The 26,583-nt window shown below is 69.3% G+C and carries 23 protein-coding genes and 2 pseudogenes; 11 read left to right on the top strand and 14 right to left on the bottom strand.

Going from position 1 to position 26,583, the window contains the following annotated elements:
* Positions 1-26: 26 nt before the first annotated feature.
* From Mco01_RS11285 to Mco01_RS11310, 6 genes are all read right to left on the bottom strand, one after another.
* Positions 27-2,750, bottom strand: coding sequence for a glycoside hydrolase family 38 N-terminal domain-containing protein (locus Mco01_RS11285; protein ID WP_204056839.1), 2,724 nt, complete (start codon positions 2,748-2,750; stop codon positions 27-29).
* A gap of 50 nt (positions 2,751-2,800) precedes the next feature.
* Positions 2,801-3,658 (bottom strand): carbohydrate ABC transporter permease, encoded by an 858-nt coding sequence (locus tag Mco01_RS11290; RefSeq protein WP_239103523.1) that lies wholly within the window; start codon positions 3,656-3,658, stop codon positions 2,801-2,803.
* Positions 3,655-4,602, bottom strand: a complete 948-nt coding sequence (locus Mco01_RS11295) for a carbohydrate ABC transporter permease (RefSeq protein WP_204056840.1) — start codon at positions 4,600-4,602, stop codon at positions 3,655-3,657. The genes Mco01_RS11290 and Mco01_RS11295 overlap by 4 nt, the downstream gene beginning before the upstream one ends.
* Positions 4,603-4,609: 7 nt before the next feature.
* Complete coding sequence (locus tag Mco01_RS11300) at positions 4,610-5,950, bottom strand: ABC transporter substrate-binding protein (RefSeq protein WP_204056841.1); 1,341 nt, start codon at positions 5,948-5,950, stop codon at positions 4,610-4,612.
* 198 nt (positions 5,951-6,148) lie between these two features.
* A complete protein-coding gene (locus Mco01_RS11305) occupies positions 6,149-7,390 on the bottom strand; it encodes an ROK family transcriptional regulator (protein WP_204056842.1) in 1,242 nt (413 codons plus the stop codon).
* Positions 7,391-7,509: 119 nt separating this feature from the next.
* Positions 7,510-7,962 carry a MarR family winged helix-turn-helix transcriptional regulator gene (locus Mco01_RS11310; RefSeq protein WP_204056843.1) on the bottom strand — a complete coding sequence of 151 codons (453 nt, stop codon included), beginning with the start codon at positions 7,960-7,962 and terminating at the stop codon, positions 7,510-7,512.
* Between the two features lie 149 nt (positions 7,963-8,111).
* Here Mco01_RS11310 and Mco01_RS11315 point away from each other — a divergent pair, with 149 nt between their 5' ends.
* From Mco01_RS11315 to Mco01_RS11325, 3 genes are read left to right on the top strand one after another with little or no spacing between them, the layout of a single operon-like run.
* On the top strand, positions 8,112-9,161 hold the full coding sequence (locus Mco01_RS11315; RefSeq protein WP_204056844.1) for an LLM class flavin-dependent oxidoreductase: 1,050 nt from the start codon (positions 8,112-8,114) through the stop codon (positions 9,159-9,161).
* Positions 9,154-10,185: an LLM class flavin-dependent oxidoreductase gene (locus Mco01_RS11320; protein ID WP_204056845.1), complete on the top strand. Its 1,032-nt coding sequence runs from the start codon at positions 9,154-9,156 to the stop codon at positions 10,183-10,185. The genes Mco01_RS11315 and Mco01_RS11320 overlap by 8 nt, the downstream gene beginning before the upstream one ends.
* A gap of 37 nt (positions 10,186-10,222) precedes the next feature.
* Positions 10,223-10,930 carry an NADPH-dependent F420 reductase gene (locus Mco01_RS11325; RefSeq protein WP_204056846.1) on the top strand — a complete coding sequence of 236 codons (708 nt, stop codon included), beginning with the start codon at positions 10,223-10,225 and terminating at the stop codon, positions 10,928-10,930.
* A gap of 224 nt (positions 10,931-11,154) precedes the next feature.
* On the opposite strand, the gene Mco01_RS11330 is transcribed toward Mco01_RS11325, so the two are convergent.
* Positions 11,155-11,532 carry an ester cyclase gene (locus Mco01_RS11330; RefSeq protein WP_204056847.1) on the bottom strand — a complete coding sequence of 126 codons (378 nt, stop codon included), beginning with the start codon at positions 11,530-11,532 and terminating at the stop codon, positions 11,155-11,157.
* Between the two features lie 87 nt (positions 11,533-11,619).
* On the opposite strand from Mco01_RS11330, the gene Mco01_RS11335 reads away from it, so the two are divergent.
* Entirely contained in the window at positions 11,620-12,078 is a 459-nt protein-coding gene (locus tag Mco01_RS11335) for a MarR family winged helix-turn-helix transcriptional regulator (RefSeq protein ID WP_239103539.1), read from the top strand.
* A gap of 267 nt (positions 12,079-12,345) precedes the next feature.
* Here Mco01_RS11335 and Mco01_RS11340 read toward each other — a convergent pair whose 3' ends face one another.
* Positions 12,346-12,942, bottom strand: a complete 597-nt coding sequence (locus Mco01_RS11340) for a TetR/AcrR family transcriptional regulator (protein WP_204056849.1) — start codon at positions 12,940-12,942, stop codon at positions 12,346-12,348.
* A gap of 62 nt (positions 12,943-13,004) precedes the next feature.
* Here Mco01_RS11340 and Mco01_RS11345 point away from each other — a divergent pair, with 62 nt between their 5' ends.
* On the top strand, positions 13,005-14,498 hold the full coding sequence (locus Mco01_RS11345) for an FAD-dependent oxidoreductase (protein ID WP_204056850.1): 1,494 nt from the start codon (positions 13,005-13,007) through the stop codon (positions 14,496-14,498).
* Positions 14,499-14,544: 46 nt separating this feature from the next.
* The gene (locus Mco01_RS11350; protein WP_239103524.1) at positions 14,545-15,489 is read left to right on the top strand and encodes a hypothetical protein; all 945 of its coding nucleotides are present in this window, start codon (positions 14,545-14,547) and stop codon (positions 15,487-15,489) included.
* A gap of 10 nt (positions 15,490-15,499) precedes the next feature.
* Here the strand turns inward: Mco01_RS11350 and Mco01_RS11355 are convergent, their stop codons facing one another.
* Positions 15,500-16,039 carry an RDD family protein gene (locus Mco01_RS11355; RefSeq protein WP_204056851.1) on the bottom strand — a complete coding sequence of 180 codons (540 nt, stop codon included), beginning with the start codon at positions 16,037-16,039 and terminating at the stop codon, positions 15,500-15,502.
* 72 nt (positions 16,040-16,111) lie between these two features.
* On the opposite strand from Mco01_RS11355, the gene Mco01_RS11360 reads away from it, so the two are divergent.
* The gene (locus Mco01_RS11360; protein WP_204056852.1) at positions 16,112-16,591 is read left to right on the top strand and encodes a hypothetical protein; all 480 of its coding nucleotides are present in this window, start codon (positions 16,112-16,114) and stop codon (positions 16,589-16,591) included.
* Here the strand turns inward: Mco01_RS11360 and Mco01_RS11365 are convergent.
* Together Mco01_RS11365 and Mco01_RS11370 are read right to left on the bottom strand one after the other, a co-directional pair.
* Positions 16,569-16,796 (bottom strand): hypothetical protein, encoded by a 228-nt coding sequence (locus Mco01_RS11365; protein ID WP_204056853.1) that lies wholly within the window; start codon positions 16,794-16,796, stop codon positions 16,569-16,571. The genes Mco01_RS11360 and Mco01_RS11365 overlap by 23 nt on opposite strands.
* Before the next feature lie 277 nt (positions 16,797-17,073).
* Complete coding sequence (locus Mco01_RS11370; protein WP_204056854.1) at positions 17,074-17,307, bottom strand: hypothetical protein; 234 nt, start codon at positions 17,305-17,307, stop codon at positions 17,074-17,076.
* 1,054 nt (positions 17,308-18,361) lie between these two features.
* Between Mco01_RS11370 and Mco01_RS11375 the strand changes: the two genes are divergently transcribed.
* The 3 genes from Mco01_RS11375 to Mco01_RS11385 all read left to right on the top strand — a co-directional run bounded on the left by Mco01_RS11375 (position 18,362) and on the right by Mco01_RS11385 (position 21,977).
* The gene (locus tag Mco01_RS11375; protein WP_204056855.1) at positions 18,362-18,730 is read left to right on the top strand and encodes a nuclear transport factor 2 family protein; all 369 of its coding nucleotides are present in this window, start codon (positions 18,362-18,364) and stop codon (positions 18,728-18,730) included.
* Between the two features lie 209 nt (positions 18,731-18,939).
* On the top strand, positions 18,940-19,980 hold the full coding sequence (locus Mco01_RS11380) for a LacI family DNA-binding transcriptional regulator (protein ID WP_204056856.1): 1,041 nt from the start codon (positions 18,940-18,942) through the stop codon (positions 19,978-19,980).
* A gap of 548 nt (positions 19,981-20,528) precedes the next feature.
* Positions 20,529-21,977: a cellulose binding domain-containing protein gene (locus Mco01_RS11385; protein ID WP_204056857.1), complete on the top strand. Its 1,449-nt coding sequence runs from the start codon at positions 20,529-20,531 to the stop codon at positions 21,975-21,977.
* Positions 21,978-22,143: 166 nt separating this feature from the next.
* Here the strand turns inward: Mco01_RS11385 and Mco01_RS11390 are convergent.
* Positions 22,144-22,516: pseudogene (locus Mco01_RS11390) on the bottom strand (transposase); the annotation flags it as partial.
* 451 nt (positions 22,517-22,967) lie between these two features.
* Here Mco01_RS11390 and Mco01_RS11395 point away from each other — a divergent pair.
* Positions 22,968-24,401: a sensor histidine kinase gene (locus tag Mco01_RS11395; RefSeq protein WP_239103525.1), complete on the top strand. Its 1,434-nt coding sequence runs from the start codon at positions 22,968-22,970 to the stop codon at positions 24,399-24,401.
* A gap of 158 nt (positions 24,402-24,559) precedes the next feature.
* Here the strand turns inward: Mco01_RS11395 and Mco01_RS11400 are convergent.
* Together Mco01_RS11400 and Mco01_RS11405 are read right to left on the bottom strand one after the other, a co-directional pair.
* Positions 24,560-24,703 (bottom strand): annotated as a pseudogene (locus Mco01_RS11400) (transposase); the annotation flags it as partial.
* A 272-nt stretch (positions 24,704-24,975) separates the two neighbouring features.
* Positions 24,976-26,376 (bottom strand): histidine-type phosphatase, encoded by a 1,401-nt coding sequence (locus Mco01_RS11405; protein WP_204056859.1) that lies wholly within the window; start codon positions 26,374-26,376, stop codon positions 24,976-24,978.
* Positions 26,377-26,583 lie beyond the last annotated feature (207 nt).

Below are 26,583 nucleotides of genomic sequence, written 5' to 3' on the forward strand. Positions count from 1 at the left end.
CATCCCTTCCGTGCGGGTGCCGTCGTCTACCGGACCACGACCGTGCGGATCTCCCACGGGCCCAGGGCGAGGTCGAGCCCGTCCGCCACCGGCGTCGCCGACAGCGGCCGGCCGAGCAGGTCGACCGTGGTGGCCTCGGTGAACGCGCCGGTCATCCGTACGGTCGATCCCGTGTCGCTCATCGCCGCCACCCGCACCTCGATCCCGGCGCCGCGCTCGGCGTCCCCGACCCGGCGGATGCTCGAGACGAGGACGTCCGCGCCCTCGACCCGGAGCCCTGCCGTGTCCGGCGGGAGGTGACCTCCGGCCGGCGCGGTGCCGCGGGTGACCAGCACGTCGTTGCGGAAGACCTCGGCGAGGGCCACGGCGTTCGCGCCCTTCCAGCCGTCAGCCGAGGGCAGGATGGCGAAACGGCTCTCGACGCGCACGCCGAGGTCCTGCGCGCCCGGCGTGGGGATCTCGGCCGCCGCCGGCTCGTCGCGGAGGGGATGGATGTTGACGCTGATCGAGCCGATCGCCCGCAGCAGGGTGACCGCCAGTTCTGAGCCGTCGCCGACGAGTTCGTACTCGGTGGCGTGGTCGAGCAGCACGGTGGCGGCCCCGGCCGACACGAACGCGCTGGCAGGGAAGGTCGGGATCGGGTACTCGCCCCAGCCGCCCTCGGCCGTGAGCCCGCGCTCGGTGACGGCGAACTGCCCGGCGGACGCGGACACGGCGACCGGCTCGGGCAGCGGCACGTGGAAGCGCAGCCGGTGGTCGGCGGACTGGTTCAGGAACGACGTGGAGACCCGTACGAAGGGCTCGCCCGCGCGCACCTCCACGAGCGTCTCCACCGGGGTCGCCACGGTCCGGCCGCCGCGCCGGTCGCGGTCGGAGGAGAGCGCGGCGGGCCATTCGTAGACGCGGGTGACGCGCGTCCGCGACCGCAGCGGGCCGTCCTCGAGGAGCTCGACGGAGACCTCGACCGGCTCCGACACCAGGACGTCCTGGCCGGGCGGAGCGTAGTTGTAACTGTCGCCGCGGTCGCCGCCGTCGACGAGCCGGCCGGCTCCGCGCAGCACGGTGCCGTCGGCGCCGGTCACGTCCAGGGTGCCGTCGCCGGCGATCTCGACCCGGACCAGTCCGTTACTGAGCGCCCGGGCCGTCGCCGTCGCGGGCGTCGTCATGAGGGCGGCGGGACGCTCGCCCGGCCCGACCCGGACGCTCGCGAGCCCGGAGGCGGGGACGTCGACGGGCACGAGCGCGGTCGCGCGGGCCTCCTGGAGCGTCAGCACCCTCCACTCACCCGGATGCGCGGCGGCCGCGGCGGCGACCTCCCGGCGCAGGATCAGCAGGTCGAACGGCCCGCCGGACGGCACCTCGGCCAGGTGGAAGACGAGCGACCCCGGGGTCAGCTCGTAGTGGTCGATCAGGCGGCCGAAGAGCTCCCGGCGGTGGATGCGGCGCAGCACGCGTTCGAGCTGCGAGGCGTCCACGCGCTCGTCGCCGAGCACGGTGGGGGCCTGCGCGGTCGGCTGCACGGGACGCGCCGTGCCGTCGCCGGCGGTCGCCACCAGGACCGTTCCCGCGGCCGCGGCCGCGACGTCCACCTCGACCAGCGCCGTACGCGGGAACGGCAGCGGGTTGACGACCAGGTAGCCGTCGCTCGGCACCAGGGCGGCGGGCTCGGCGAGGGCCGCGTCCCGCACCGCCCGAGCCGTGTGCGCGGCCTCGGCGAGACGCGCCTCGACCTGGTCGGCGGTCTCGTCGGTGCCGGAGCCGACGACCGAGTCGTGCGCGCTCGACTCGATGATCTTGTGCCAGGCGAGCGAGAGGAACGGCGAGTCGTCGCGCCGCGACCACAGGGCGTTCACCCGCTCGGCGTGGTCGACGGTGCGCTCGGCCACGGCCATCCGCTGCTTGAGCCGCAGCCGCACGGAGAGGACGCCCGGGAGGATGTTGCCGCGCACGTGGCTGCGCAGCTCGCCGGTGACGACGGTGGAGACCTCGTCGCGCACGTGCTCGCGGATGTACTCGTCGAGCGTCGCGATGGTGATGGCGCGCCCGTCGCCGGCCGCGCGCCGCAGCCAGGTCGCGAGCCGCGGGTCGGGCGCGCTGTGGTCGGTGCCGGCCATCGCGAGCACCGGGTCGCCGCCCCACCGCTCGGCCGTCATCTCCGCGTACTCGCGCAGGGCCCGCCCGATCTGGTCGGGCACCAGCAGCACGTCGAGGCCGTTGTCGTAGCCGTCGAAGAGGAACTCGGTGCGCACCTCGGAGCCGTCGGGAGCCCGCCAGCGGAAGGCGTGGCCGCCGACGGAGCCGGGAACGCCGCGCCACAGCGCCGCGTGCTCGAACCCGGCGCGCGCCAGGATCTGCGGCATCTGCGCGACGTGGCCGAACATGTCCGGCAGGTAGCCGATGGGCATCGAGCCGCCGAGGTCCGCCGCGGCCGCCCATCCCATCTGCAGGTTGCGCACGATGGTCTCGCCCGAGCAGAGGAACTCGTCCAGCAGGATGAGCCACGGCCCGATGGCGAGCCGGCCGCCGGCGACCAGGGCCGCCACCCGGTCGCGGTTCTCCGGCCGCATCTCCAGGTAGTCCTCGATCGCGGCCATCTGCCCGTCGACGGTGAACCGGAAGTCCGGGTCCGTCTCGGCCGTCTCCAGCACGGTGTCGAGGGCGGTGACGAGCCGGTGCCGGAACACCTGGAACGGCTCGTACCATTCCCGGTCCCAGTGGAAGTGGGGCACGAAGACGGCGGAGTTCTGCATGAGGAGAGGGACCTTCTGCTGGTGGGAGACGGAGGAGCGGGGAGGCGGGGTCACTTGAGGGCGCCGGAGGCGAGCCCGGTGCGCCAGAACCGCTGGAGGAGGACGAACACGATGATCACGGGCACGATCGAGACCAGCGCGCCGGTGATCACGGATTCCTGGAGAAGGGAGACGCGGGCGGTCTGGCCGTTCCACTCGTAGAGGCCGAGCGTGATCGGGAAGAGCGACTCCTTCTGCAGCATCACCATCGGCAGGAAGAAGTTGTTCCAGATGCCGACGAACTGGAACAGGAAGATGGTCACCAGCGACGGCGTCAGCAGCTTGAACGCCACCGAGAAGAACGTGCGGAACTCCCCGGCGCCGTCCAGCCGGGCCGACTCGACGATCTCCCGGGGGACGGCGGCGACGGTGAAGATGCGGGCGAGGTAGACGCCGAACGGGCTCACGATGCTGGGCAGGAACACCGCGAGATAGGTGTTGACGATCCCGGTCGCGGAGAACAGGAGGAACAGCGGGAGCGCGAGCGCCGTGGTGGGGACGAGGACGCCGCCAAGGATGACGTTGAACAGGAACTCGCGGCCCCGGAACGTGAACGTGGCGAGCGCGTAGCCGCACAGCGCGGAGATCAGCGTCCCGACGGCGGCGCCCAGCACCGCGTAGATCACGCTGTTCAGCGCCCACCGCCCGAAGACGCCGTCGCTGCGGCCGAACAGGGTGCCCAGGTTCTTCGCCAGGTCGAAGTGCGAGAACGCCAGCCCGAAGGTGGAGGCGAGGTCGCCCTGCGGTTTCGTCGCCGCGACGAGCAGGAAGTAGATCGGGAGCAGGAAGTACACCGCCAGGACGAGCATCAGGGCCATGGCGGCCGTGCGGCTGACGCGGCTCTCGCGGATCGCGGTCTGGGTGCTCACAGTCCGGCCCTCTTCGCGGTCAGTCGCATGAACCCGAAGCTCAAGACGAAGGTGATGACGGCGATGACCACGGAGATCGCCGCCGCCTGCTGGTAGTTGTTCCCGGAGGCCACGGCGTACGCGAGCATGTTCGGCGTGAACGTGCTCGAGATGTTCGAGGAGATCTGGCGCAGCACGGCCGGTTCGGCGTAGAGCTGCAGCGTGCCGATGATCGAGAACACCGTGGTGAGGATGATCGAGGGGGCGATGATCGGGACCTTGATCCGCCACGCGATCGCCCAGTTGCTCGCGCCGTCGATCGTGGCGGCCTCGTAGAGCTCCTGCGGGATCGACTGCAGCGCCGAGAACATGATCAGCATGTTGTAGCCGGTCCAGAGCCAGGTGGAGACGTTCGCCGCCGACCACAGCACGGCGCCCGGGCCGAGGAAGTCGGCATGGAGGCCGATGCCTTTCAGCACGTCGACCACGGGGCTGAGCTGCGGCGAGTAGAGGAACGACCACATGATCGCGGCGATGACGCCGGGCACGGCGTACGGCATGAAGGCCGAGACGCGGAAGAACGCCTTCAGCCTCAGGAGGGGGGTGTCCAGCAGCAGCGCCATGATCAGCGCGACGAACAGCATGACCGGCACCTGCACGATGCCGAACAGGGCGATGCGCCCGATGCTGGCCCAGAACTCGCCGTTCTGGAACACCTGCGCGTACTGCGTGACACCGCCGAAGGCCGTGTACGACGTGCCGTACTGGCCGGCTGTGCGGCGCACGACGAGGAGGCTCTGCCAGACCGCGTAGGCGATCGGCACCAGGTAGAACAGCACGAACGGGAGGAAGAACGGGAGGAGGAACGCGACGATGGTGCTCGCCCGGGGGCCGCCGCCGTTGTGACGGCGGAGGTCCCCGGGCGCGGCCACCGCCCCGGTCGTGCCGGTCGCGATGTCGGTCATGCCGCGGTCAGTCGCCCGCCACGGCGGGGATCGCCTGGTCCGCCATCGACTTCAGCGCCGTCGCCTGCGCGGACGAGAGCGCGTCGGTGAGCGTGCCGCCGCCCGCCGCCGCCTTCGCCATCGCGTCCTGAAGGGCCAGGTTCACGGTCTTCTGCGTGGGACCCCAGGTGAAGCTCGTGTCGATGTTCTTGGACGACTCGGCGAAGACGTCGAAGATCTTCTCGTTGTTGTAGTACGGGACGCCCTGCGAGAGCGCGGGAAGCGCGGAACCGGCGAGGGCCGCCGGATACAGGCCGCCCAGCTTGTTCTCCAGCGCGAGGGCCTCCGGGTCGGTGTTCAGCCAGGAGTTGAACGCGACCGACTCGTACAGGTGCGTGTTGCCCTTCATGAACGCGACGGTGGACCCGCCCCAGTCGCCGGACGCGGCGCTCGAGCCCCAGGTCGGCATCGGGACGATCGTCCACTTCCCGGCCTGGTCGGGCAGGTTGTCGCGGAACATGCTGTAGCCCCAGGCGGCGCCGACATAGGTGGCGATCTGGTTCTTCTGGTACGCGGCGTACATGGGGGTCGAGCCGTTGGCGAGGTCGGTGCGGACGAGCTTGGCGTCGATCAGCTTCTGCCAGTAGCCGGCGACCTGCTTGCTGTGGTCGGACTCGACGGTGACGTGCCACTTGTCACCCGCGTACGCGTACATCGTGGCGCTGTTCTGCCAGAGCAGCCCGTTGAACCACTCGGCGTTGTTCGGGTCGAAGAACGTGATGCTCAGGTTCGGATCCGCGTCGTGCAGCTTCTGCGCGTCCGTCGCGTACTCGTCCCAGGTCTTCGGGATCTCCAGGCCGTGCTCCTTGAAGATGTCGCTGCGCACGAAGAGCGCCATCGGGCCGGTGTCCTGCGGGAACGCGAACACGCCTGTGCCGCCGAAGCTGGTCTGCGACCAGGTCCACGGCACGAACTTCGACTTGGCCGCGGGGGCCGCCGAGCAGGCCGAGGCGTCCACGAAGGCGTCCTGGGTGCGCAGGTAGGGGAGCTCGTCGTAGCCGACCTGGGCGAGCTCCGGCGCCTTGCCCGCCTTGAGGGCGTTGCCGATGGTGCCGTACTGGTCGTTGGAGATGTTCTTCGTCTGGACCTGGATGTTCGGGTTCTTCTTGTTCCACAGGGCGACGACCTGGTCCATGCCCGGAACCGTGTTCCAGTACTGGAGGGTGACCGTGCCCTTCGCGGGCTCGCAGGAGGGTGCGGACGCGCCGCCCGACGGAGCGGGCGACGAGCACGCGGCGAGTCCGGCAAGGCCGGCTGCCGCGGCGACGACGGCACCCGCGATGCGGACGCGCGTGACCGTGGTGCTCATATGTTCCTTCCAGAAAGCGACGGGCGACGGACGCCGGACAGGTCGGCGACGACACCTCGGGCAGGGGGTTCGAGATGTCCGCTGGTCGGAGGGCATGGCGCGCCGCTGCCGGTTCACCCGCAAGGGCGCCATGGCGGGTTAGCAAATCATGTTTTCAAATTAGCCGTCAACGGTTTGTGCGGACAAAGTTCGACATGATCACTCAGCCGCGAGCAGCAGGGCGGACGGCCGGGGGGAGAAGGTGTTGTCCAGCACGAGGGTCGCGGCGCCGACCGCGGCGACGTCGACGGGGATCGCGGACTGGGCGAACCGGACGGGGTGCGGCGAGATCAGCGCCGGGTCGCTCCGCACGGCCTCCGGCAGCGCGTCGAGGATCGCCGCGGAGACGCGCCCCCAGAACGGCCCCCCGAAGATGACCTCGTCGATGTCGAGGAGGTTCACGATCACCACGATCGCCCGGGCCAGAGACCGGGCGGCGCCGGCCAGGATCGCGCTCGCGCCGGAGTTCCCGGCCGAGGCGAGGGCCGCCAGCCGGGTGAACGCCTCGTCCACGTCCACCGTGTCGTCGAGGTTGCCGGCCTCGGCCGCCGAGAGCACGCCGTCGAGCACGGCGCGTTCGACGAGCGCCCGCGGAACCGTGATGTACCCGACGCAGCCGCGCCGGCCGCAGGTGCACACCGGGCCGTCCGGGTCGACCGTGACGTGCCCCGCGTCGCCCGCGTTGGAGCTGAGCCCGCGGACGACCTCGCCCGACACCGACAGTCCGGTGCCGAGACCGGTGCCGTAGTACATGAACGCGAAGTCGCGGCTGCTGCCCGGGCCCGCGAACCACAGCTCGGCGACGACCGCGGCCGTCGTGTCCTTCTCCAGCAGCACGGGCAGGCCGGTCGCCTCGGCGAGCGCGCGCCGCAGGGCCACCCCATGCCAGCTGGGCATCATCGGCGGGTTCAGGAGCAGGCCCTCGTCGACGTTCACCGGGCCGGGCGACGCGATCCCGATGCCGAGGATGCGGGACCTGTCCACGGCGGAACCCGCGATCAGCGCCCTGATCGCGTTCGCCATCTCGTCGATGACCGCGCTCGGGTCTCCCGCGGTCGGGGTGCCCGTACGCGCGTGGTCCCGGACCGCGCCGGACAGGTCGACGAGCACATAGGTCACCGACGCGGGGTCGATGTGCACCCCGATCGCGAAACCGCCGTCCGGGTTCAGCTTGACGACCGCCGCCGGCTTGCCGGGGCCGCTCGTGCGCGTGCCGTGCTCGTCGACGAGGCCGGCGTCGAGGAGGCGCCGGCAGACCTTCGTCACGGTCATCCCGCTCAGGGCGGTCAGCGCGGCGAGCTCGGATCGGGTGATCCCCTCGGGGCGGCGGCGGATTGCGTCGAGAACGACCGTCTGGTTGTACCCGCCGACGGCGGGAAGGTTCGTTCCCGTGCGATCCACGACTGACCTCCTCACACGCTGCGACCGGTCGAAAGCCTAGACGATCGCGTTCACGCGATCGCCTGTGGGAATCCGGGCGTGGGTGCGCGACTGAGCCGCCGCGCCGACCGTCCAGGGGGTCACGCGCCGGAGGGCGAGCCGAGGTGCCTGCGCAGGGTCGCGGCGACCTCCCCGGCAGCGACGAGCTGCTCCGGCGTGAGCGCGTCGACGAAGAGCTCGCGGATGGCGCGCAGGTGCGGAATCGAGGCGGACCGGAACGCGTCCGCGCCGGTGGGGGTGAGCACGACCTCGGCTCCCCGGCTGTCGGTGACGCACTCCTCGCGCCGGATGAGCCCGCGCCGCTCCATCCGCCCGAGATGGTGGGACAGGCGGCTGCGCTCCCAGCCGATGGCGGCCGCCAGCTCCGAGGAGCGCATCCGCCGCTCCCTCGCCTCGCTGAGGGCGAGCAGCACCCCGTAGTCCCCCGTCGACAGCGAGGACTCGCTCTGCAGCCGCGAGGCGAGCTCGGACCTGAGTATCTCGGCGGTCTCGATGTAGTCGCGCCAGAGCCGCAGCTCGTCGGCGGTAGGCAAGTGCCGTTTCCTGCGACCTTCTGGCGTGCTGCCCGTCATGCCCGGCCTCCTGATTGACACGTCAAGCATATGGTACATAATTGACACGTCAATCAGTTGGCGTCGCGACGGCGCGAGGCACCGCCCCGAGGCCGGAAATAGGAGGAGACATGACGGCCGAAGGCTTCGAGCTGGGCCTCGACTCGTTCGGGGAGGTGGCCACGGACGGCGACCGCGTCCTCAGTGACGCCGAGACCGTGCGCCTCCTCGTGGAGGAGGCCAGGCTCGCCGAGTCGTCCGGGCTCGACGTGTTCAGCGTGGGCGAGCACTACCGGGAGGGCCACAACGACTCGGCGACGCCCGTGCTGCTCGCCGCGATCGCGTCCGCGACCGAGCGGATCCGGCTCGGGACGTCGGTCACCGTGCTCAGCACGAACGACCCGGTCCGGCTCTACCAGGAGTTCTCGACCCTGGACGCGGTGTCCGAAGGCCGCGCCCAGATCGTCCTCGGGCGTGCCTCGGCGACCGAGTCGTTCCCGCTGTTCGGGTACGACCTGGCGGACTACGAGCGGCTGTTCGAGGAGAAGCTCGACCTGTTCATGCGGCTCCAGCGGGAGGAGTCGGTCACCTGGTCGGGGACCGTGCGCAGCCCTCTCGTGGAGCAGCGGCTGCACCCCCGGATGCGGCCGGGAGGCATCCCGACCTGGATCGGCGTGGGCGGCAGCCCGAACTCGGTGGTCCGCGCCGCCCGCTACGGGCTCCCGCTCATGCTCGCGATCATCGGCGGGCGCCCGCAGCGGTTCGCCGGGCACGTCGAGCTCTACCTGCACGCGCTGCAGGAGTCCGGGCATCCCGTGCGGCCGATCGGGCAGCACTCGCTCGGTCTCGTCGCGGACACCGACGAGGAGGCCGTGGAGACCTGGTGGCGCTACTGGCAGCCGGTCGTGGCGGATCTCGCCGCCGAGCGCGGCTTCTACGCGCCGGACCGCGAACGCTACGAGGCCGAGATCGCGCACGGCGCCCTGTTCGTCGGGTCACCCGAGACCGTCGCGCGGAAGATCGCCACAGTGGCCCGCGACCTGCGGCTGAGCCGCTTCGACCTCAAGTACGACATCATGCGCCTGCCCCGCGAGGCCCGCGCCCGCACGATCGAGCTGCTCGGCCGTGAGGTCGCCCCCCGGGTCCGCCGACTCCTCAGGATGGAGCCTGCTCATGTCTGATCTCGTGTTCGGCCTCGACACCTTCGGCGACGTGCCGGAGGACGACACCGGCGCCCTCGTCTCGTACGCCGCGGGGATCCGGCAGGTGGTCGACGAGGCGGTGCTGGCGGACGAGCTCGGGGTCGACGTCATCGCCCTGGGCGAGCACCACCGGCCGGAGTACTCGGTGTCCACCCCCGAGACCGTGCTCGCCGGGATCGCCACCCGCACGAGCCGCATCCGGCTGTCGTCCGGCGTGACCGTGCTGAGCTCGGACGACCCCGTCCGGGTGTTCCAGCGCTTCGCCACCGTGGACGCGCTGTCGCACGGCCGCGCCGAGGTCATCCTCGGCCGCGGCTCGTTCACCGAGTCGTTCCCGCTGTTCGGGTACGACCTGCGCGACTACGACGCGCTGTTCGAGGAGAAGATCGAGCTCTTCGTGAAGCTGCTCGACGAGCGGCCGGTCACCTGGAGCGGCGCCCTGCGCGCCCCGCTGGAGCAGGCCGACGTCTTCCCGAAGACCGAGTCGGGACGGCTCACCACCTGGGTGGGGGTCGGCGGCTCGCCGCAGTCGGTCGTCCGCACCGCCAGCTACGGCCTGCCGCTCATGCTCGCCATCATCGGCGGCCCGCCCGCGCGTTTCGCCGCCTACATCGACCTGTACCGGCGGGCCGCCGAGCAACTCGGCACGACCGCGCATCCGGTCGGGATGCACTCGCCGGGCTTCGTCGCCGACACCGACGAGGAGGCCAGGGAGATCTTCTGGCCGCACTACCGGGTCATCCGCGACCGGATCGGCGCGCTGCGCGGCTGGCCGCCGATCCGCCGGCAGGAGTTCGACGCCGAGATCGAGCACGGGTCCCTCTACATCGGCTCACCGGAGACCGTGGCCCGCAAGATCGCCCACGTGGTCGGTACCCTCGGCGTCGGACGGTTCGACCTCATCTACACCGCGGGATCGCAGCCGGTGAGCGCCCGTCTGCGCGCCGTCGAGCTGTACGGCGCCAAGGTGATCCCGATGGTCCGCGACATCCTCGCCGGCTGACCGGGCCCGCGATCGGCATCGATACTGGAGGACGACAGTGAACGACAGCGCCCCGACCGGTCCCCTGACCGTCGGCATCCTCGGCGCCGGCAAGGTGGGGACCGTGCTCGCCCGGCTCGCCCTGGCCGCGGGCCACCGGGTGCTCATCGCCGGCTCGGGCGACCCCGCGAAGATCGCCCTCACCGTCGACGTGCTGACCCCGGGTGCGGTCGCCACGACGGCCGCCGGCGCCGCGGCCCGCGCCGACGTCGTCATCCTCGCCCTCCCGCTCGGCAAGCACCGCGGCATCCCCGTCGACGCGCTGCGCGGCAAGCTGGTCGTGGACGCCATGAACTACTGGTGGGAGGTCGACGGCATCCGCGACGACCTCACCGATCCCCGCACCTCGTCCAGTGAGATCGTCCAGGCGTTCCTTCCCGGGTCCCGCGTCGTCAAGGCGTTCAACCACATGGGCTACCACGACCTGGAGGACGAGGCCCGACCCGCCGGCGAAGCCGGCCGCAAGGCCATCGCGATCGCCGGTGACGACCCCGCGGACCTCGCCACCGTCGCGTCCCTCGTCGACGCGCTCGGCTTCGACCCGGTCGTCGCCGGCCCGCTCGCCGAAGGCATGCGCTTCGAACCGCACACGGAACTCTTCGGCGCCGACGTCGAGGCCGACGAGGTCCGCGCCAGACTCGACCGCTTCTGGGAGTCGGAGCGCGGCCGGGTCGTCGCCGAGGCGCGTGCCGGGACTCGGGCCTGAACGACGTCCGGAGACCACGTCGTCCCTGGACGCCCCGGCGGCGGGCTTAGTGGTCCCCAAAGCTGGCTGAGGTAGAGGTTGCAGGCGCAGTCGAGGGCGTCTTGGGGAGTGCCGGCCGGTAGGCCGGTGGGCAGGATTTGGTTCTCGTACTTGCCGCTGCTGCAGCCTGCCTCACGACGAACCATCCCATAACCGGCTACGACTCCCGAAACGGAGCACGCCGGTCAGGCCGCGCGCTGGAGGGAGCTGGCATCGACGACCGGCCAGATCTCGGCCACCTTGCCGTCCTCCATCCTGAAGACGACGCAGGCGCGGACCTCCACGGGACGGCCGGTGGGCGGGAAGCCGAAGAAGTCGCCCTCGTGCGTGCCGCGCAGCGTCCACCGGGTGGCCACCCGGTCGCCTTCGGCGATCATGTCCTCGATGTCGAAGTGCAGGTCGGGCATGGCCGAGCGGAGGTAGCGGGCGATCTGCTTGAGCGCCTCGGGGCCGGCGGGACCAGCGCCGCGGGGCGAGAAGCCCGGAGTGATGATCTCGTCGGCTACGTCCAGGTCGTCGCCGTTGAGCACCTCGTCGTAAAAGCGCTTGATGACGTCTTTCATCGCCACATCCTTACTCTAGACTAGCTACTAGAGAGCCATATCTCTAGTTTTGCTAGATACTTGGAACATTAAGGAGTTCGGGTGGCGATGTCAAGGCGTGCCGATCTCATGGCCCGGTTGCTGGACGCGCTGCGCCGTGCCAATGCGCTGTCGGTCGCGATGAGTCAGGCGGCCGCCGAGCGGATCGGGATCAACACCACTGACCTGCACTGCCTCAACCTGCTCACCAACGGCCCGCTGACCGCCAGCGAGCTGGCCAGGCGTGCGGGCATCACGACCGCGTCCGTCACGGGGGTGATCGATCGACTGGAGACGGTCGGTTACGTGCGGAGAGAACGCGACAGCGTCGATCGCCGCAAGGTCGTCGTCACGCTCCAGGTCCAGCAGGCCGCGCAGGACGTCGCTCCCGTCTTCAGCCCGTTCGTACGGGCATGGCGAGGCGCGATGGAGGGCTATACCGACGAGCAGCTCGAGCTGATCGCCGGGTTCCTGGACAAGACGGAGGAGGTGTTCCAGACGGAAGTCGGACGCATGCGCGCCGGGTGAGCCCGCACAGACCCCGGCTCATGGGAAGCCGACTCGGCGCGATCTGGGCGGCCTTTCGGATCTGGCCGACATCGGCGGGGGTGCAGTGGCCACCACTGCGGCAGCAGTGCGTGGATCGTCTCAAAGGCGCATCGGGTTTTCCTACCGAGGATCGCAAAGCCCTCGACCTCGCCTGCGACCTCTACGTCACCAACTCCGACCCCTGATCAGTGGCTCAACGCCAGGCCCTGAGCCGTCAACCCCCAAGGGATTTCCGCCCCAGACCACCTAGCGCAGGTGTGCGAACGCCAGGTCGGCGTCGGCGACGGCCTCGGGGTGGACGTCGCGGGCGGTTCGCCCGTCGGCGATCTTCTGCCAGTTGGTCCGGGCGAGCACCCGTTGGACCGCGAGCACCTGGGCGGCCCGCAGCCGGGCCTCGACGCCCGCGCCGAGGGCGCCCGCCAGTGCCTCCTCGTCGTCGAGCATGTACTGCGTGAGCCGTCCCGCCAGGCTCGGCGTGGTGAACACCAGCCGGTGGAAGGCCACCACCACCGGGTGGTCGTTGAGGCCGGTGACCGGCTCGTGACGGTCGAGACCGGCCCGGAAGTGCCGGTGCAGCGCCGCCACCGGCGGCACGCCGGGCTCGCGGTCACGCACGACGCGCGCGGCCTCGCCGTTGTGATCCGCGAACCGGTGCAGGACGAGGTCCTCCTTGCTCGCGAAGTACCGGAAGAGGGTCGGCTTGGACACCTCCGCCGCCGCGGCGATGTCGTTGATCGACACCTGGTCGAAGCCGTGCGCCAGGAACAGCGAGATCGCCGCGTCGGCGATGGCGTCGCGGGTCCGCGCCTTCTTCCTGGCCCGCAGTCCTGTCGGCTCGATCATGTGGTCAGCGTAACATTACTAACCGGGTTGCTTTTTTAACTCGGTAACACTTTCATGGTGGGGTGACTCATACAGACGTCCTCGTGGTCGGCGCCGGCCCGACCGGCCTGACGCTGGCATGTGACCTCGCCCGGCGTGGCGTCGCCGTGCGCGTCGTCGACCGGGCTCCGGAGTTCCCTGTCGGTTCCCGCGGCAAGGGACTGACCCCGCGCAGTCTCGAAGTGTTCGACGACCTCGCGGTGATCGACAAGGTGCTGGCCTCCGGGACCACCCACCTGCCGCATCGCAAGTACCAGGGGGCGGAGGTGATCGCCGAGGTCGATCCCGAGGCCGGACGGGTGCCCACACCGGACATCCCGTACCCGACCGGCCTGCTGATCCCACAGTGGCGGGTGGAGCACATCCTGCGCGAACGGCTGGCGGACTTCGGCGTCGAGGTCGAACGGGGCGCCGACCTGCGAGGTTTCGCCCAGGACGCCGACGGCGTGACCGCCACGGTCGGCGACGCCCGGATCCGGGCGCGATACCTGGCCGGCTGCGACGGAGGCCGCAGCACCGTCCGCAGGACACTCGGCCTGACGCTGCGCGGCCGGACGCCGGACGTGCAGCTCATGGCCGTCGGCGACCTCGAGGCCGACGGGCTGGGCCGCGACGCCTGGCACCAGTGGCTGACCCCCGACGGCGGGATCATGCTGTGCCCGCTCCCCGGCACCGCCGCCTTCCAGGTGCAGGCGTCGCACGAACTCGACGGGGACGGTTCGCCCCTCGAACCGACCCTGGAACGGTTCCAGCGGACCTTCGACCGGATCGCCGGCGTCCCGGGCGTGCGGCTGCACAACCTGACCTGGCGGTCGACCTACCGGGTCAACGTCCGCATGGTCGACCGGCTCCGGGTGGGCCCCGTGTTCCTCGCCGGGGACGCCGCGCACGTCCACCCGATCGCGGGTGGCCTCGGCATGAACAGCGGGATCCAGGACGCCTACAACCTCGGCTGGAAGCTGGGCGCCGTGCTCGCCGGCGACGCGTCGTCAGGCCTGCTCGACACGTACGAGGAGGAACGCCTCCCGATCGCCAGTTGGCTGCTCGACATCACGTCGGACCTGCTCGACGCCGTCCTCGAGGCGATCAAGGAGAAGGGCGGCGGCCTGGACGCCATCGCCGCGACCGAGCTCACCCAGCTCATGCTCCGGTACCCGTGGAGCCGGCTCTCCCGGCAGGCTGCGAGCCGATCCGCCGGGCCACGCGCAGGCGACCGGGCGCCGGACGCGCCGCTGCGCGACCCCGCCACCGGCAGGCGGCTTCGCCTCTTCGACCTCTTCCGCGGACCGCACTTCACGCTGCTCCGCCTCGGCGAAGGACGCGCGCTCGACGACGTCGGAACCGGCCTCGTCAAGCCCTGCCTCGTCGGGCCCGGCGGCTTCTCGGACGACGACGGACACGTGGCGGACGCGTACGGCACCGACGCCCTGATCCTCGTCCGCCCGGACGGGTACATCGGGCTGGTCGCGGCCCCGGCGGACACCGCTGCCGTCGGCGACTACCTCCGCTCCCTGTGAAGCCGTGCGGTGGCGCTCGTCCGCCGGACGGGCTTAGGGTGCGGCGGTGAGCGTGATGGAGTGGCTGCTCGCCTCTGACCCCGCCGTACGCTGGCAGGTACTGCGGGATCTCACGAACGCCCCGCCCGACGAGGTCGCCGCCGCGCGGGCACGCGTGGAGTGCGAGGGCTGGGGCGCCCGTCTCCTGGCGCTGCAGGGCGCCGACGGAATGTGGGACGGCGGCGCCTGCTTCCCCGCCTCCTACAAGGGCGACGAACCCGGGCAGCCCTGGACGGCCACGATGCACACCCTGCAGACCCTGCAGATCTTCGGGCTCGACCCGGCATCGGAGGCGGCGCGGCACGCGGTGGCGCTCGTCGACGAGCGCGGGCGGTGGGAGCACGCCGGTCAGCGGTACTTCGACGGCGAGGTCGAGCCCTGCATCAACGGCAGGACGATCGAGGCCGGCGCCTACTTCGGGGTGGACGTCTCGGCGATCGTGGAACGGGTCCTCGGCGAGCGGCTCGCCGACGGCGGATGGAACTGCGAGGCCGAGAACGGATCCGTCCGCTCCTCGTTCCACACGACGCTCAACGTGCTGGACGGCCTGCTCGAATACGAACGCGCGACCGGGCGATCCGCCGGGGTAGGCGAGGCGCGCCGCGGCGGGGAGGAGTACCTGCTCGACCGCGGCCTGTTCCGCCGCAGGAGCACGGGCGAGGTGGCCGATGCGGCGTTCGTCGACTTCGCCTTCCCGTACTACTGGCACCACGACGTGCTCCGCGCGCTCGACTACTTCAGGCGCTCGGGGGCCGAACCGGATCCGCGGATGGCGGAGGCGGTGGAGGTCGTCCGTTCGAAGCGGCAGCCCGACGGTCGTTGGCTGCTCGACCGCGTCCATCCGGGGCGCGTCCACTTCGCCCTGGAGGAAGGCCTGGGGCAGCCGAGCCGCTGGAACACCCTCCGTGCGCTCCGCGTGCTCGACTGGTGGCAGCGCCGACCCGCGGTGTGATCAAAAGGCGTCACTCGCGGTGCGCGACGACCCGGGTGCCGCCGAGCAGGTCGTAGGGCGTCCTGGTCGAGGGCAGGAAAAGGCCGACCAGCCAGGCGATCATGATGGCGTAGACGACGATCGTCAGCACCATCAGTGACGCGGACGGGTTCCGGCCCGCGGCGGCGAACCCGTACGCGACCGTGTGCCCCAGCTCCCACGGCAGAGCGATCTTGAGGGCGTTGCGCAGCAGCGCCCGTGCGAAGCCGATCGGCCGCCCGGAGCGGGCGTCGACCACGATCAGGCCCCTCGCCCTCTTCCCAGGGGTGGCCTGGAAGCGGCCGGACTCGCGCCAGGCACACCACAGGGTCACCGGCACGATCAACAGGAGGAACGTGATGAGGTTCCACAGGCCGACGGGCAGTCGCAGTCCCGCCGCGTAGAGGGCCACGCCGACGGGGACCAGGAGCAGCGGAAGGATGAGGATCCGCACCCAGTCGATCAGCCAGGCGACGACGCGCTGCCACCCCGGTGCCCGGGTCCCCCCGTTGATCGATGCTGTAGTCGACATGGCGTCCTTTCACGAACGTGCAGGACGCTACCCGGGCGGAGCGAGTTTCGCGCAGCCCGGTCGAGTTTGCGGTTGCACTACGACTACTACGGCCCGCGGTGCGTGAAGGACCTGCACCTGGAGCGGATCGCGTTCGACGAGACCGGACGAGAGAACTCCATGGAACTCGCGTTCCGCCACAACTGCTGGAAGCACGAAGAGGACCTGATCATCCGCTACGAAGGCGTGTCGGACTACAGACTCGACCTCGCCGGACCCTTGGAGGTCAGGCCGAGCAGCGTGGTGATCTTCGACGAGATCCTGCCGCATCCCAACGGATGCAGCCACGAGATCGCCTTCCGGCCAGGAACGATCATGGTGGTCTGCCGGGACCTGACCGTCACGTGGGTGGAAGCCGATTGCCCGACAAGCCGTGAGCGGCGGAGCCGGGCCGGGGAGGAACGTCCCCACACGGTCCACGCCGGCTCGGCCGAGCTGGACGCTGGCGTGGATGTGCTCGCGCGGGGTGCTTCCCTGGCTGACAGCGATCTCAGAGTTTGTACAGCTTGTTGAACGGTGTGGTGATTCGTTCCTGCCGCGATCCGAAATCCACGAACACGGCGATCTCGTCTTCCACAGCGATGACGACGCCGAGACCGTACCGATCATGGGTCACTCGGTCGTTCACGTCGAACCGCTCCGGAGCCGGGGCGGGGGGCGGGGGCTTGAAGGGACTTGTGGGCAGGTGGCGACGGGACGCGCCGCTGGCTGGCTTCATCCCCACCAGTATGTGCCGTCCGTGAGAACGCTCGCGACCCGGGATGGATATCGCTTTGAATTGATCAAGTCGCGAATCTGGATCAGCGCCCTGACCTGGGCCTTCGCATGCGGAACGGGTGAGGAACAGAACCCGTGCCGTCAGCTTGGGAATACATGGATCACGGCTTGTAGGACCCCTGCCTGCGGTTGGCGCCGGTCAGAGTGACTGCGGTTGCCCCTCGGCACCCTGGTTGACGGCCGGCTGATCGCCTGGCGATCACCGGCCGAGCTGGGGTCTACCACTCCTTGCCTTCGGCCTGGCGGCGCTCTTTCATCACGTCGATCGCAGCACCGATCGCGTGCAGCACCTTGCGGGCTTGCTCGCGATCGACACCCATGCGGGTCTGGAAGTCCCACTCGTCGAGGTGGACGCCGTTGCAGATCTCGTTCAGGGCGTTGTTGATGGCGACAGCGTCGTCCGGCTCGAGGCTGACTGTGATCGCGTCGGATGTCGCTCTGATGATCTCCACGGTCAGATTCTGCAGAAGCGAGGGCATCGACGCAGACCTCGCGCCCTCCTGATCACCCCGTTCGCTGTCGACTCGCGCGAAGGGGAAGCGGGCCTTGGCCGCATGGCTTGTCCCGGATCGATGACGCGGGGGGGCGAGGCCCTACCCCAGCCATCTACGGGCCCGTCACAATGAGCAGGCCCTTGGGCATCACCCCCGAGCCGGAGCGCCCCGCCGAGGGCGAATCGGGTGTCGTCTTGGCTGGGGAGGCCACGATGAGCGGGCAGTCTCAGACGGTGTTCGTACTGCTGCGGGGTCGTCGGCCGGTTGCGGAGTTGGAGGTGGACGGCGAGGACTTTCCACGGCTGTACTGCCAGGTTCGCCCTCTCCCTGGTTTCGAGGAGGTGCGGTCCGTCTTGGAGAAGGCGTGGGAGTCGATGGAGGGCGATAGAGGGATCTCGCCAATCCTGCGTACGCGGCTGCTGCGGTTGCGCCTGCGCCCGAACTATGGCGGCCCCCTGATTACGAGGGTCACATTGATTCTGGACGGCGAGAGAGCAGTCTTGCGCTACAGCTATGGGCGGTTGGCCCGTTGGCGTTTGCGGCGCTGGGCACGTCGTGCAGGGAGTCGGTGATCTGGGGTAGCCTCGCGTGGCCCTGAGTCGCCGGTCGGGACCCGTCCCTCAGAAGGCCCGGAAAGCGCCGCGCGATCTGGGAAACGCCATCGACATCATCCCGCGTTTTCCCGCTACTGGCGACGGCGGCGGCTTTCGGCGGCGTAGACCCTGCGGCAGACCATGGCCAGGGTGACACGGATTTGACGCTGGCATTAAAGGAATCCATTTGCGTGATCGAATTAAAGAAGGATCGCCAACCAAAAAAACTTGAACACGGACTGACAAATCAGTGGCTGACCTGCCGCTCACCGGGTCGATTCCCGGCGGGAAGCCGCCAGGGATCGGCCCGGTCCCGTCTCACGCGTCGAAGCGATGTCGAGAACGTTCTCGCCACTCCGACTCTCCTGCGAGGGAACCGCCGGGCGTCCCATGGACGACCCCGATCTGAAGGAGCGGGCATGTCACGCAACATTGAGACCGTCACCACCTACCTGGACGGCTTCCGCAAGAACGATCACAAGCAGATCCTGTCCTGCCTGACCGACGACATCGAGTGGACCGTCTTCGGCGCCTTCCACCTGACCGGCAAAGCCGCTTACGACAGGGCCATCGATGGCCCACCCGAGTTCGTCGACCCTCCCCACCTGGAGGTCGTGCGGATGGTCGAGCAGGACGATGTCGTCATGGCGGAGCTCACCGGGACGGTGAAGCGAGTCGCGGGCGGCGAAATGCGCCTGTCCATGGCGGAGGTGTTCGTCATGCGCGACGGCAAGATCGCAGAGCGCCGTGCCTGGGTCATCGAACTGAAGGAGAACGACTACCGCTGACCGGAGGAGTTCGAGCACAGGCCGCCCGGCCTGACACAGGCGCGGAATCCGCCTGGCCGGGCCCGGTCCCGCGCACGAACGGCTGACAGACAATCAAAGGCCAGATCCGTGCCACTGCAGGCGTTTCATTTCGTGCGGCTCATAGCGTTATTTCTGGCGAACGATTCTGTAATTTCTGTGATGGCTTCCATGCTTAGTAGAATCTCGGTGTGACCGCTACCCCCCACGACCCGTACGCGGCGCCGCGTCCCCGCCCGGAGGTCACGCTGGCGCATATCGCGAAGCTGGCCGGCGTGTCCGCCCCGACCGTCTCTAAGGTGATCAACGGCCATCCCGGCGTGGCGGCCGGCACCCGCCGCAAGGTCGAGGAACTGGTCCGGGAGCACGGCTGGCGGCGCCGGCCGGACGCCGTCGACTCCAGCGCGGTGGTGGAGGTCGTCTTCGAGTCCCTGGACAGCCTGTGGGCGCTGGAGCTGATCCGGGGCATGGACGAGGTCGTCCAAGCCCGCGGCCTGGTCCTGGGCCTTACCGACATGCGCGGTCGGCGCTCCCCGCACTCGGGCTGGATCGACCAGGTGCTGGCCCGCCGCCCGGTCGGGGTGATCGCGGTCTCGGCCGACCTCAGTGAACGCCAGCGGGCCCGGCTGGCCAGCCGCTCCATCCCGGTGGTCGCCCTGGACCCGCGCGGCGAGCCCGACCACTGCGTCCCCTCGGTGGGGGCCACCAACTGGAACGGCGGCCTTGCCGCCACCCGTCACCTGCTGGAGCTGGGCCACCGCAGGATCGCCATGATCAACGGGCCGGACACGCTGATGTGCTGCCGGGCCCGCCTGGACGGCTACCGGGCGGCCCTGGACTCAGCCGGCATCCCGGCTGATCCCGACCTGGTGTGCACCGGCCCCCTGTATGTGGAGGGCGGCCGCACCCAGGCCCGAGCGCTGCTGGCGCTCCCGGATCCGCCGAGCGCGATCTTCGCCGCCAACGACCTGCAGGCCCTCGGGGTCTACCAGGCCGCCCACCGGGCCGGGCTGCGCGTTCCCGAGGACCTGAGCGTCGTCGGGTTCGACGACCTGCCCCTCGCGCAGTGGGCGGACCCGCCGATGACCACCGTGCGTCAGCCCCTGCAGAAGATGGGCACCGCCGCCGCCGAGATGGTGATGGCCCTGGCCTCCCGCAGGACCCCGGTCGCGGACCGGGTGGAGCTGGCCACCCGGCTGCAGGTGCGCTCCAGCACCGCTCCCCTCATCTAACCCTGGATCACCTGCCTACTGTGGGGCCGGCTTCCTGCCACGAGCGTCGAGAGGACCACCCCACGCTCCCGGCCGGCCGTCATAACGTCCCCCGTCAGTAGATGTCGGCCGGGCACGCGGCTGAGAGGGCATGCCCTCTACGACGCCGTCCCCGCTCGCGCGTACCCGCGGCGGGCCTGCCCGCCGGCGCGCCGTCCTGGTTCCTCGGCCCGGCGCCGGGGCCGGACGAGCCGCCGGGATGGCGGTTGGTGACTGCGGACACCGTGGGGCCGGCCCTCGGTGAACTCAGGAACGAGTGTTTCGTGAAATTTTCAGAAGCATTCATTCCATTATCTGCATTTACCTGCGGAAACAATCACAAAATCCGACCTGGGCTGTTCCCCTGTAGCCATCTCATTCACCATTTGGGCACACAAAACTCGCCCTCTCACACGGCGAAGCCGAACCACCGGCGAGCGGCCGACCGCACGAGTGGCGCAGGCCGACCGGTCTGACCACCCGGATCTCCGCGTGACCCGATCGGATCGCGTCAAATCCATGGAGGACATATGAAACGCAAGATCGAGTTCGGGCGCCTCCGAACTACGGTCATCTTCGCCGCCAGTGTCCTGATGTGCGCGGCGCTGACCGTCTCCACCCAGGCCGCCGCCGCGGATGCCTCAACCAAGTACCTCGGGGTGTTCCGCGAGACGAGCCCCGCCCAGATCCCCTCGGGAACCGTCAGCCGGTACGGGGTCACCCCGGCCAGCGTCGAGTGGTTCGACAGCTGGGCCACCGGCAACGCCTTCAACGCGGCCGATGCCAGGGCCCTGTGGAACCAGGGCGTCATGACGCACTTCACCTGGGAACCCTGGAACACGGCTCTCGGCGTGAGCGACTCCAACCAGATCCACCTCCAAGACATCGTCGACGGGAAATGGGACAGCTACATCAAGGCCCGCGGCGCGGAGTTCGCATCGGTCGGAGCGCCGATCATGGTTCGCTGGGGCCACGAGTTCAACGGCAACTGGTACCCCTGGGGCATCGTCAACAACGGCAGCAACCCCGCCCTCTACATAAGCGCCTACCGGCGGGTGCACGACCTGGTCGTCGCCGCCGGCGCCACCAACGTCCAGTGGGTGTGGTGCTTCAACAACAGCTCCACCCCCAACTCCTCCTTCAACGACCCCGCGCAGTCCTACCCCGGTGACGCTTACGTCGACTGGGTCGGCATCGACGGCTACAACTGGGGCCTCGGCCCGTCCTGGGACCCGTCCGGCAACTACTGGACGAGCTTCGACTCGTTGTTCGCCAGCGCCTACGCCAAGGCACGCGCCGTCGCCCCGAGGCGCCCGGTGATGATCGGCGAGGTCGCCTCCAGCGAGGACGGCGGCAACAAGGCCCAGTGGATCAACGACATGGCGTCAACCCTGAACTCAGGCCGCTACCCCGACCTGAAGAACGTCGTCTACTTCGACCAGGACAAGGAGGAGCGGTGGTCGGGCACCTCGTCATCGGCCGTCCAAACCGCTTTCACCTCGTGGGTCAACCAGACCTACATGAGGGGAACGGGCACGGACCTGGCCAAGGTGGCCGCGGAGTACAAGGGAACGTCCGCGAGCCCGTCGCCCTCGGCTTCGCCGTCCGCGAGCCCGTCGCCCTCAGCTTCGCCGTCCGCGAGCCCGTCGCCCTCGGCTTCGCCGACTGCGAGCCCGTCGCCGGTCGGCGCATGCTCGGCCACCTACAGGACGGTTAGCTCCTGGCCCGGCGGGTTCCAGGGCGAGGTGACGGTGCGTACCGGAACCTCAGGGATCAACGGTTGGACGGCACGCTGGACCTTGGCCGGCGGGCAGACGATCAGCCAGCTCTGGAACGGCACCTTGAGTATCAGCGGTTCCGTGGTGACGGTGAAGAACGTGAGCTGGAACGGCTCGCTGGGCGCGAACGCCTCCACCACGTTCGGGTTCCTCGCCAACGGATCGCCGGCATCACCCACGCTCACCTGCAGCAGCCCGTGACTTGTCGAACGCCTCATCGCGTTGACAAACCACCTCGTTTTTCTCGCGTCGGAAGGCGGCGTTAGAACGCATCGGTGCCCGGTGGTGACAGACAGCGCGACGGTCAGATGAGGGTCGGACGATCAAGAGGCCAGGTCCCGGATATGAGCACCTACTATCTCTTACCTCTACGCCGCGGGCCACGGTGTGAGCGGATCGGCGGGACGCCCCGCACGAGCGGCTCCAAGGCTTGGCTGTCGTGAGCGCGACCAGTTCAGCTCGCCGCGCGAGCCCAAGTCATCCAGCAGGATCCGGCACAGCTTGGCCCACACCCGGGCGGCGCTCCACTCCGCGAAACGGCGATGCACCGTCTGCCAGGACGCTCCGAAGACGGGCGCCAGCTGCCGCCAGGTGCAGCTGGTGGTGGCCACGAAGATGATCGCTGCCAGGATCAGACGGTCATCGGCCCGCCGCCGCCCACCGCCCTGCGGACGCGTGGGCGACGGCGGTACCACCCGCTGGAACAGCTCCCACAACTCATCGGGAACCGGCCGATCCATGAACGTCGTCACGCCCGTTCAAACGATCAGCAGCCGAATAGGACACAGGTCATTTGGAGCGCGCCCTGAGGGATTCGAACCCCCGACCGTCGGATTAGAAGTGGATCGCCCTCATGGCGCAGCACTTGGCTGGTGACCTGCTGATGGTCAGCCGGTTACGGTCATCGCTTCATTGATCATTCCGTGCATATGCCGGATCTTGCTCTCGGCGGTGTGCCACGCTCGTGCGCTTCCACGGATTGGTCTAGTCGGCTCTGAGACCCAAGTCACGCCAGGTCAGCCCCTCGCCAGAGGCTGCAGTCTTTTGCCGGGCCTACCCCAAGCTTTGCCTAGCTTCGGGACGTTATGGGCCAGATATCGCAGTTACTGGACTTATAGGGGTGAGCGCCTGACGTTCGGGGAGCAGATGCTGAATTGGTATCGACTATCACTACGGGTTCGTAGGACAGCGGTGACCGGCGCCCTCGCGGCACTGGTGTGCGTCGGGGTCAGCGTGCTCTTCCTCCTGTTCGCGGGCACCAAGGCGGCCGACAGCGCCCTGGATCGGAGCATGGGGACATGGAACCGTATGGTGCCCCTCATCAAGCAGGGCCCCCTCCCGCCTGTATTGCGGAGTGGCAGGGTCAAAGCGATTCAGGTCCTGGACGCACGAGGCCGGGTGGTTGCGGCGACCCCACAACTCGTGGGCAAGCCGCCGATGGCCACCTTCCGGTCGACCAGCAGCATCGTGCGTACCACACGGGTGCTGTGCCCTCCGGCCGGGTTGAAGGGCTGCATGAGGGTCTTCTCGTGGAAGGTCTACCAGCCGGACGGGATCTGGCTGCTCTATGCGGCGGTCCCGGTCGTCCCCTGGTACGGGGACTCCACAGCGGTGTTCCTGGCCATCAGCGTGTCCCTGCTGGTGACCACGATGATGACCGCCTGGATGTTCCGTGATCTGACCAAGGCCATGGCTCCGGTGAACGCCATCCGGGCGGAACTGGCGGAGATCACCGCCACCGGCCTCGATCGCCGGGTCCCCGTACCCAGGAAGTACAAAGAGTTCAAGTCACTGGCTGAAACGGTGAACGACACCCTGGACCGCCTTGAGGGCGCCTACCAGCAGCTACGGCGCTTCACCTCGGACGCCTCCCACGACCTGCGCAGCCCGATCACCGCCATCAGGGCTCAGCTCGAGGAGGCGCTCATGTACCCGCAGGACACCCGCTGGCCGAAGATGGCCACGGAGGTGCTCGCCGGGGTGGACCGGCTCCAGGCGATCGTGACCGACCTCCTGACCCTCGCCCGGCTGGACGCGCGCGCGCCCCTCAAGCGCCATCCGACCGATCTGGGCCAGCTGGTCGACGACGAGCTCGACCGCCGGACCTACCGGACGGCGATCGTCAAGGATCTACGGCAGAACGTCTGCATCAACTGTGACCGGCTGCGGATAGCCCGGGTGCTGGTCAACCTGCTCGACAACGCCGAACGTCACGCCACCTCACAGATCACCGTCAGCGTGCGAGCCGACGGACAAACGGCGACCCTGGAGGTCCTCGACGACGGCGCCGGAATCGCCGCCGAACACCGGGAGATAGTCTTCGACCGCTTCACCCGGCTGGACGCCTCACGCCACCGCGACGCGGGAGGGACCGGGTTGGGGCTAGCGATCGCAAGGGAGATCGCCGAAGCACACGAGGGCACCCTGACCATCCAGGACAGCGAACGAGGAGCACGCTTCGTCCTGCGCCTCCCCATATGCGATCACTCTCCAGCCGTTGACCCACATGGCTCTTCTGAGACACGATCCCCGAGCGCAGGCGACGGCGGCGGGGAGGCTCGGCCGGGACCACCCGCACGTCGGAGCTGGACGATTCCGCACGTGCGCAGGGGCGAGGCCTCGTAGCCTGAGTCGGCGGACGGGCGGCTCGCCACCTTCCGCACTGGCACGTCTATGACACCGGGTAAAACTGCCGGCGGTTTTACAGCGGCTCTCTGCGGCAAGATAATTGCACGCATATTGCACGGCGCCCTTTCGGCCAGTGCGGCACCGCACGCTCCTCCCCACTCCGCGAAACGGCGGCGCACCGTCTGCCACGACGCTCCGAAGACGGGCGGCAGTTGCCGCCAGGTGCAGCCGGTGGTGGTGGCCACGAAGATGATCGCTGCCAGGATCAGGCGGTCAGCGGCTCACCGCCGCCCCCCGCCTTAAGAGGCCCGTCACCAGCGGAAACGCGGCGGCGGGCCTCTTACGGTGTGTCCGGCCGTTCATGGTCGTCCACGGAGATCTACGGGGGCTCGCCGTCGTAGCGCGTCGGCGTCAGTCGGCCTGGTCTCTGGTGTGCCCTTGGATCAGTTGGTTTGGCGAGTGGGTTCGGGGACCGGCGAACACGACGAGCCCTCCAACGGACGATCAACGCGGTGGAGGGCTCGTGGTCACGTGTGGCCGGTGCCGGAAAACGCCGACCTGGGCCGTGCCGTCAGGCCTTACCGAAGCAGCGCTTCAACTCGTTCAGGTCGTAGAAGGCACTGCCCTTGCTGATCGGCTTGCAGGAGGGCTTGAAGGCGGTCTCCTTCTCGTTGTAGAGCATCCGCACCAGGTAGTCGGCGCCCTTCGCGCTGCCGGTCGGTTTGCCATTGTGACCGTTGTGGGAGGTCCTGGCGTACAGGTCCCACTCGATGTTCGCGCCCATCGGAGCCACGTTCTCGCCGCGCCAGGGGTTGTTCTGGTAGCTGTATGGCTGGTCCAGCGCCGCCGCCTTGGTGCTGCCGGGCAGGTCGAGCAGCACCGCGAGTGGCAGGATCTCCTCGGCGTGGGTGAACCGGAGCACCGCCCCGGTGTCATCGGTGCCGTCGGCCTTGGCCTCGACCTTGGCGAACAGGTCGTCGAGCAGGACGCCGGCCATGTCATAGGTGATCGTGCGCCCGCTGAAGGACGGGCCCTTCGTGTAGAACTCCTCGGCGTCGTCGAGGTAGGCGAACCAGCGGGCGTCCTCGGCCGGAAGGAAGGCGTCGAGATCGACGTTCGGCGCCTCGACGCTCAGGGCCGGCACCGCGCTGTAGAGCGCGTACAGCGAGCGTGCGAAGGAGATTTGGTCGTCGCCGGACATCGTGGCGACAAAGCCGGGGGTGAACAGGCGCGAGACGACGTGCGCGGCCGACTTCGCGGTGGCCGGCTCCCCATCGATCTTGGCCAGGACCGCGGCCAGATCGGGGTCATTGTCCACGTACTCCTGGTAGTCCGCGTTCTGCGGCTGCTTGTGGAAGTACAGCAGATCCTTGTTGGTCACCGGAGCCTGGATCAACCCGGCCACCGCGGAGTTACCGGCGGCAAGGCCGCTGGTGAAGGCGTTGGCGCTCGCCACCGCGCGGTCGACGCCGGAGGTCACGACCTTGATCGGCTCCTTGTCGTCGGCGATGGTGGAGAAGAGTGTGGGCATGCGGCGCTCCATGCGCAGCGCGATCCCCTGCTGCTCCTGCACGCCGCGACCGGTGAGATTGCCGAAACCGATCGACGACCCGCCGGCGAGCAGCGCCTGTACCTGCGGCGCGAGTTGCGCGCCGAGCTTGGTCAGCGCGCTCTGTGACTGCGCGGTCTGCAGCACCGCGAGCACCGCGTCGCCGTCGTCGCCGTCGCTCATGGCACGCGACCCGTGCCGGACGACGTTCTCGGCGAAAACGGGAGCAAAGCCCTTCGGCGGCGCCTGGTAGGAACCGATCCGCTCCTGCGGAGCGTACGGGGTCTTCGTTGTGTAGTAGTGCGGACCCGTCTGAGCGGGATGTGACAGATCCTGTGCCGATGCGGCACCGGCCGGGACGGCGATGGCGGCGGCCACCAGAGCCGCGGTCAAGGCAGCGCCGGAGGCGAGAATGCGCTTCAAGGGGAATCCTTTGGGGGCAGGCCACTGGGTTGTTGATCAGGAATACGGCAGCCTCGTATGGTGGCAAACTCCCCGGAACCACCAGAGAAGGGTAAATTTCCCAAGAGTGAGGCGGAGATGAACTCGGTCGATGCCCCAGGGCACGACCGCCCAGGGCGCCAGCGGTCGCTCACAGTTCGCCCTTGCAGGAGGCGGCGCCCCAGGCTC

The sequence above is a fragment of the Microbispora corallina genome, from assembly GCF_016863035.1.
GTDB lineage: Bacteria > Actinomycetota > Actinomycetes > Streptosporangiales > Streptosporangiaceae > Microbispora > Microbispora corallina.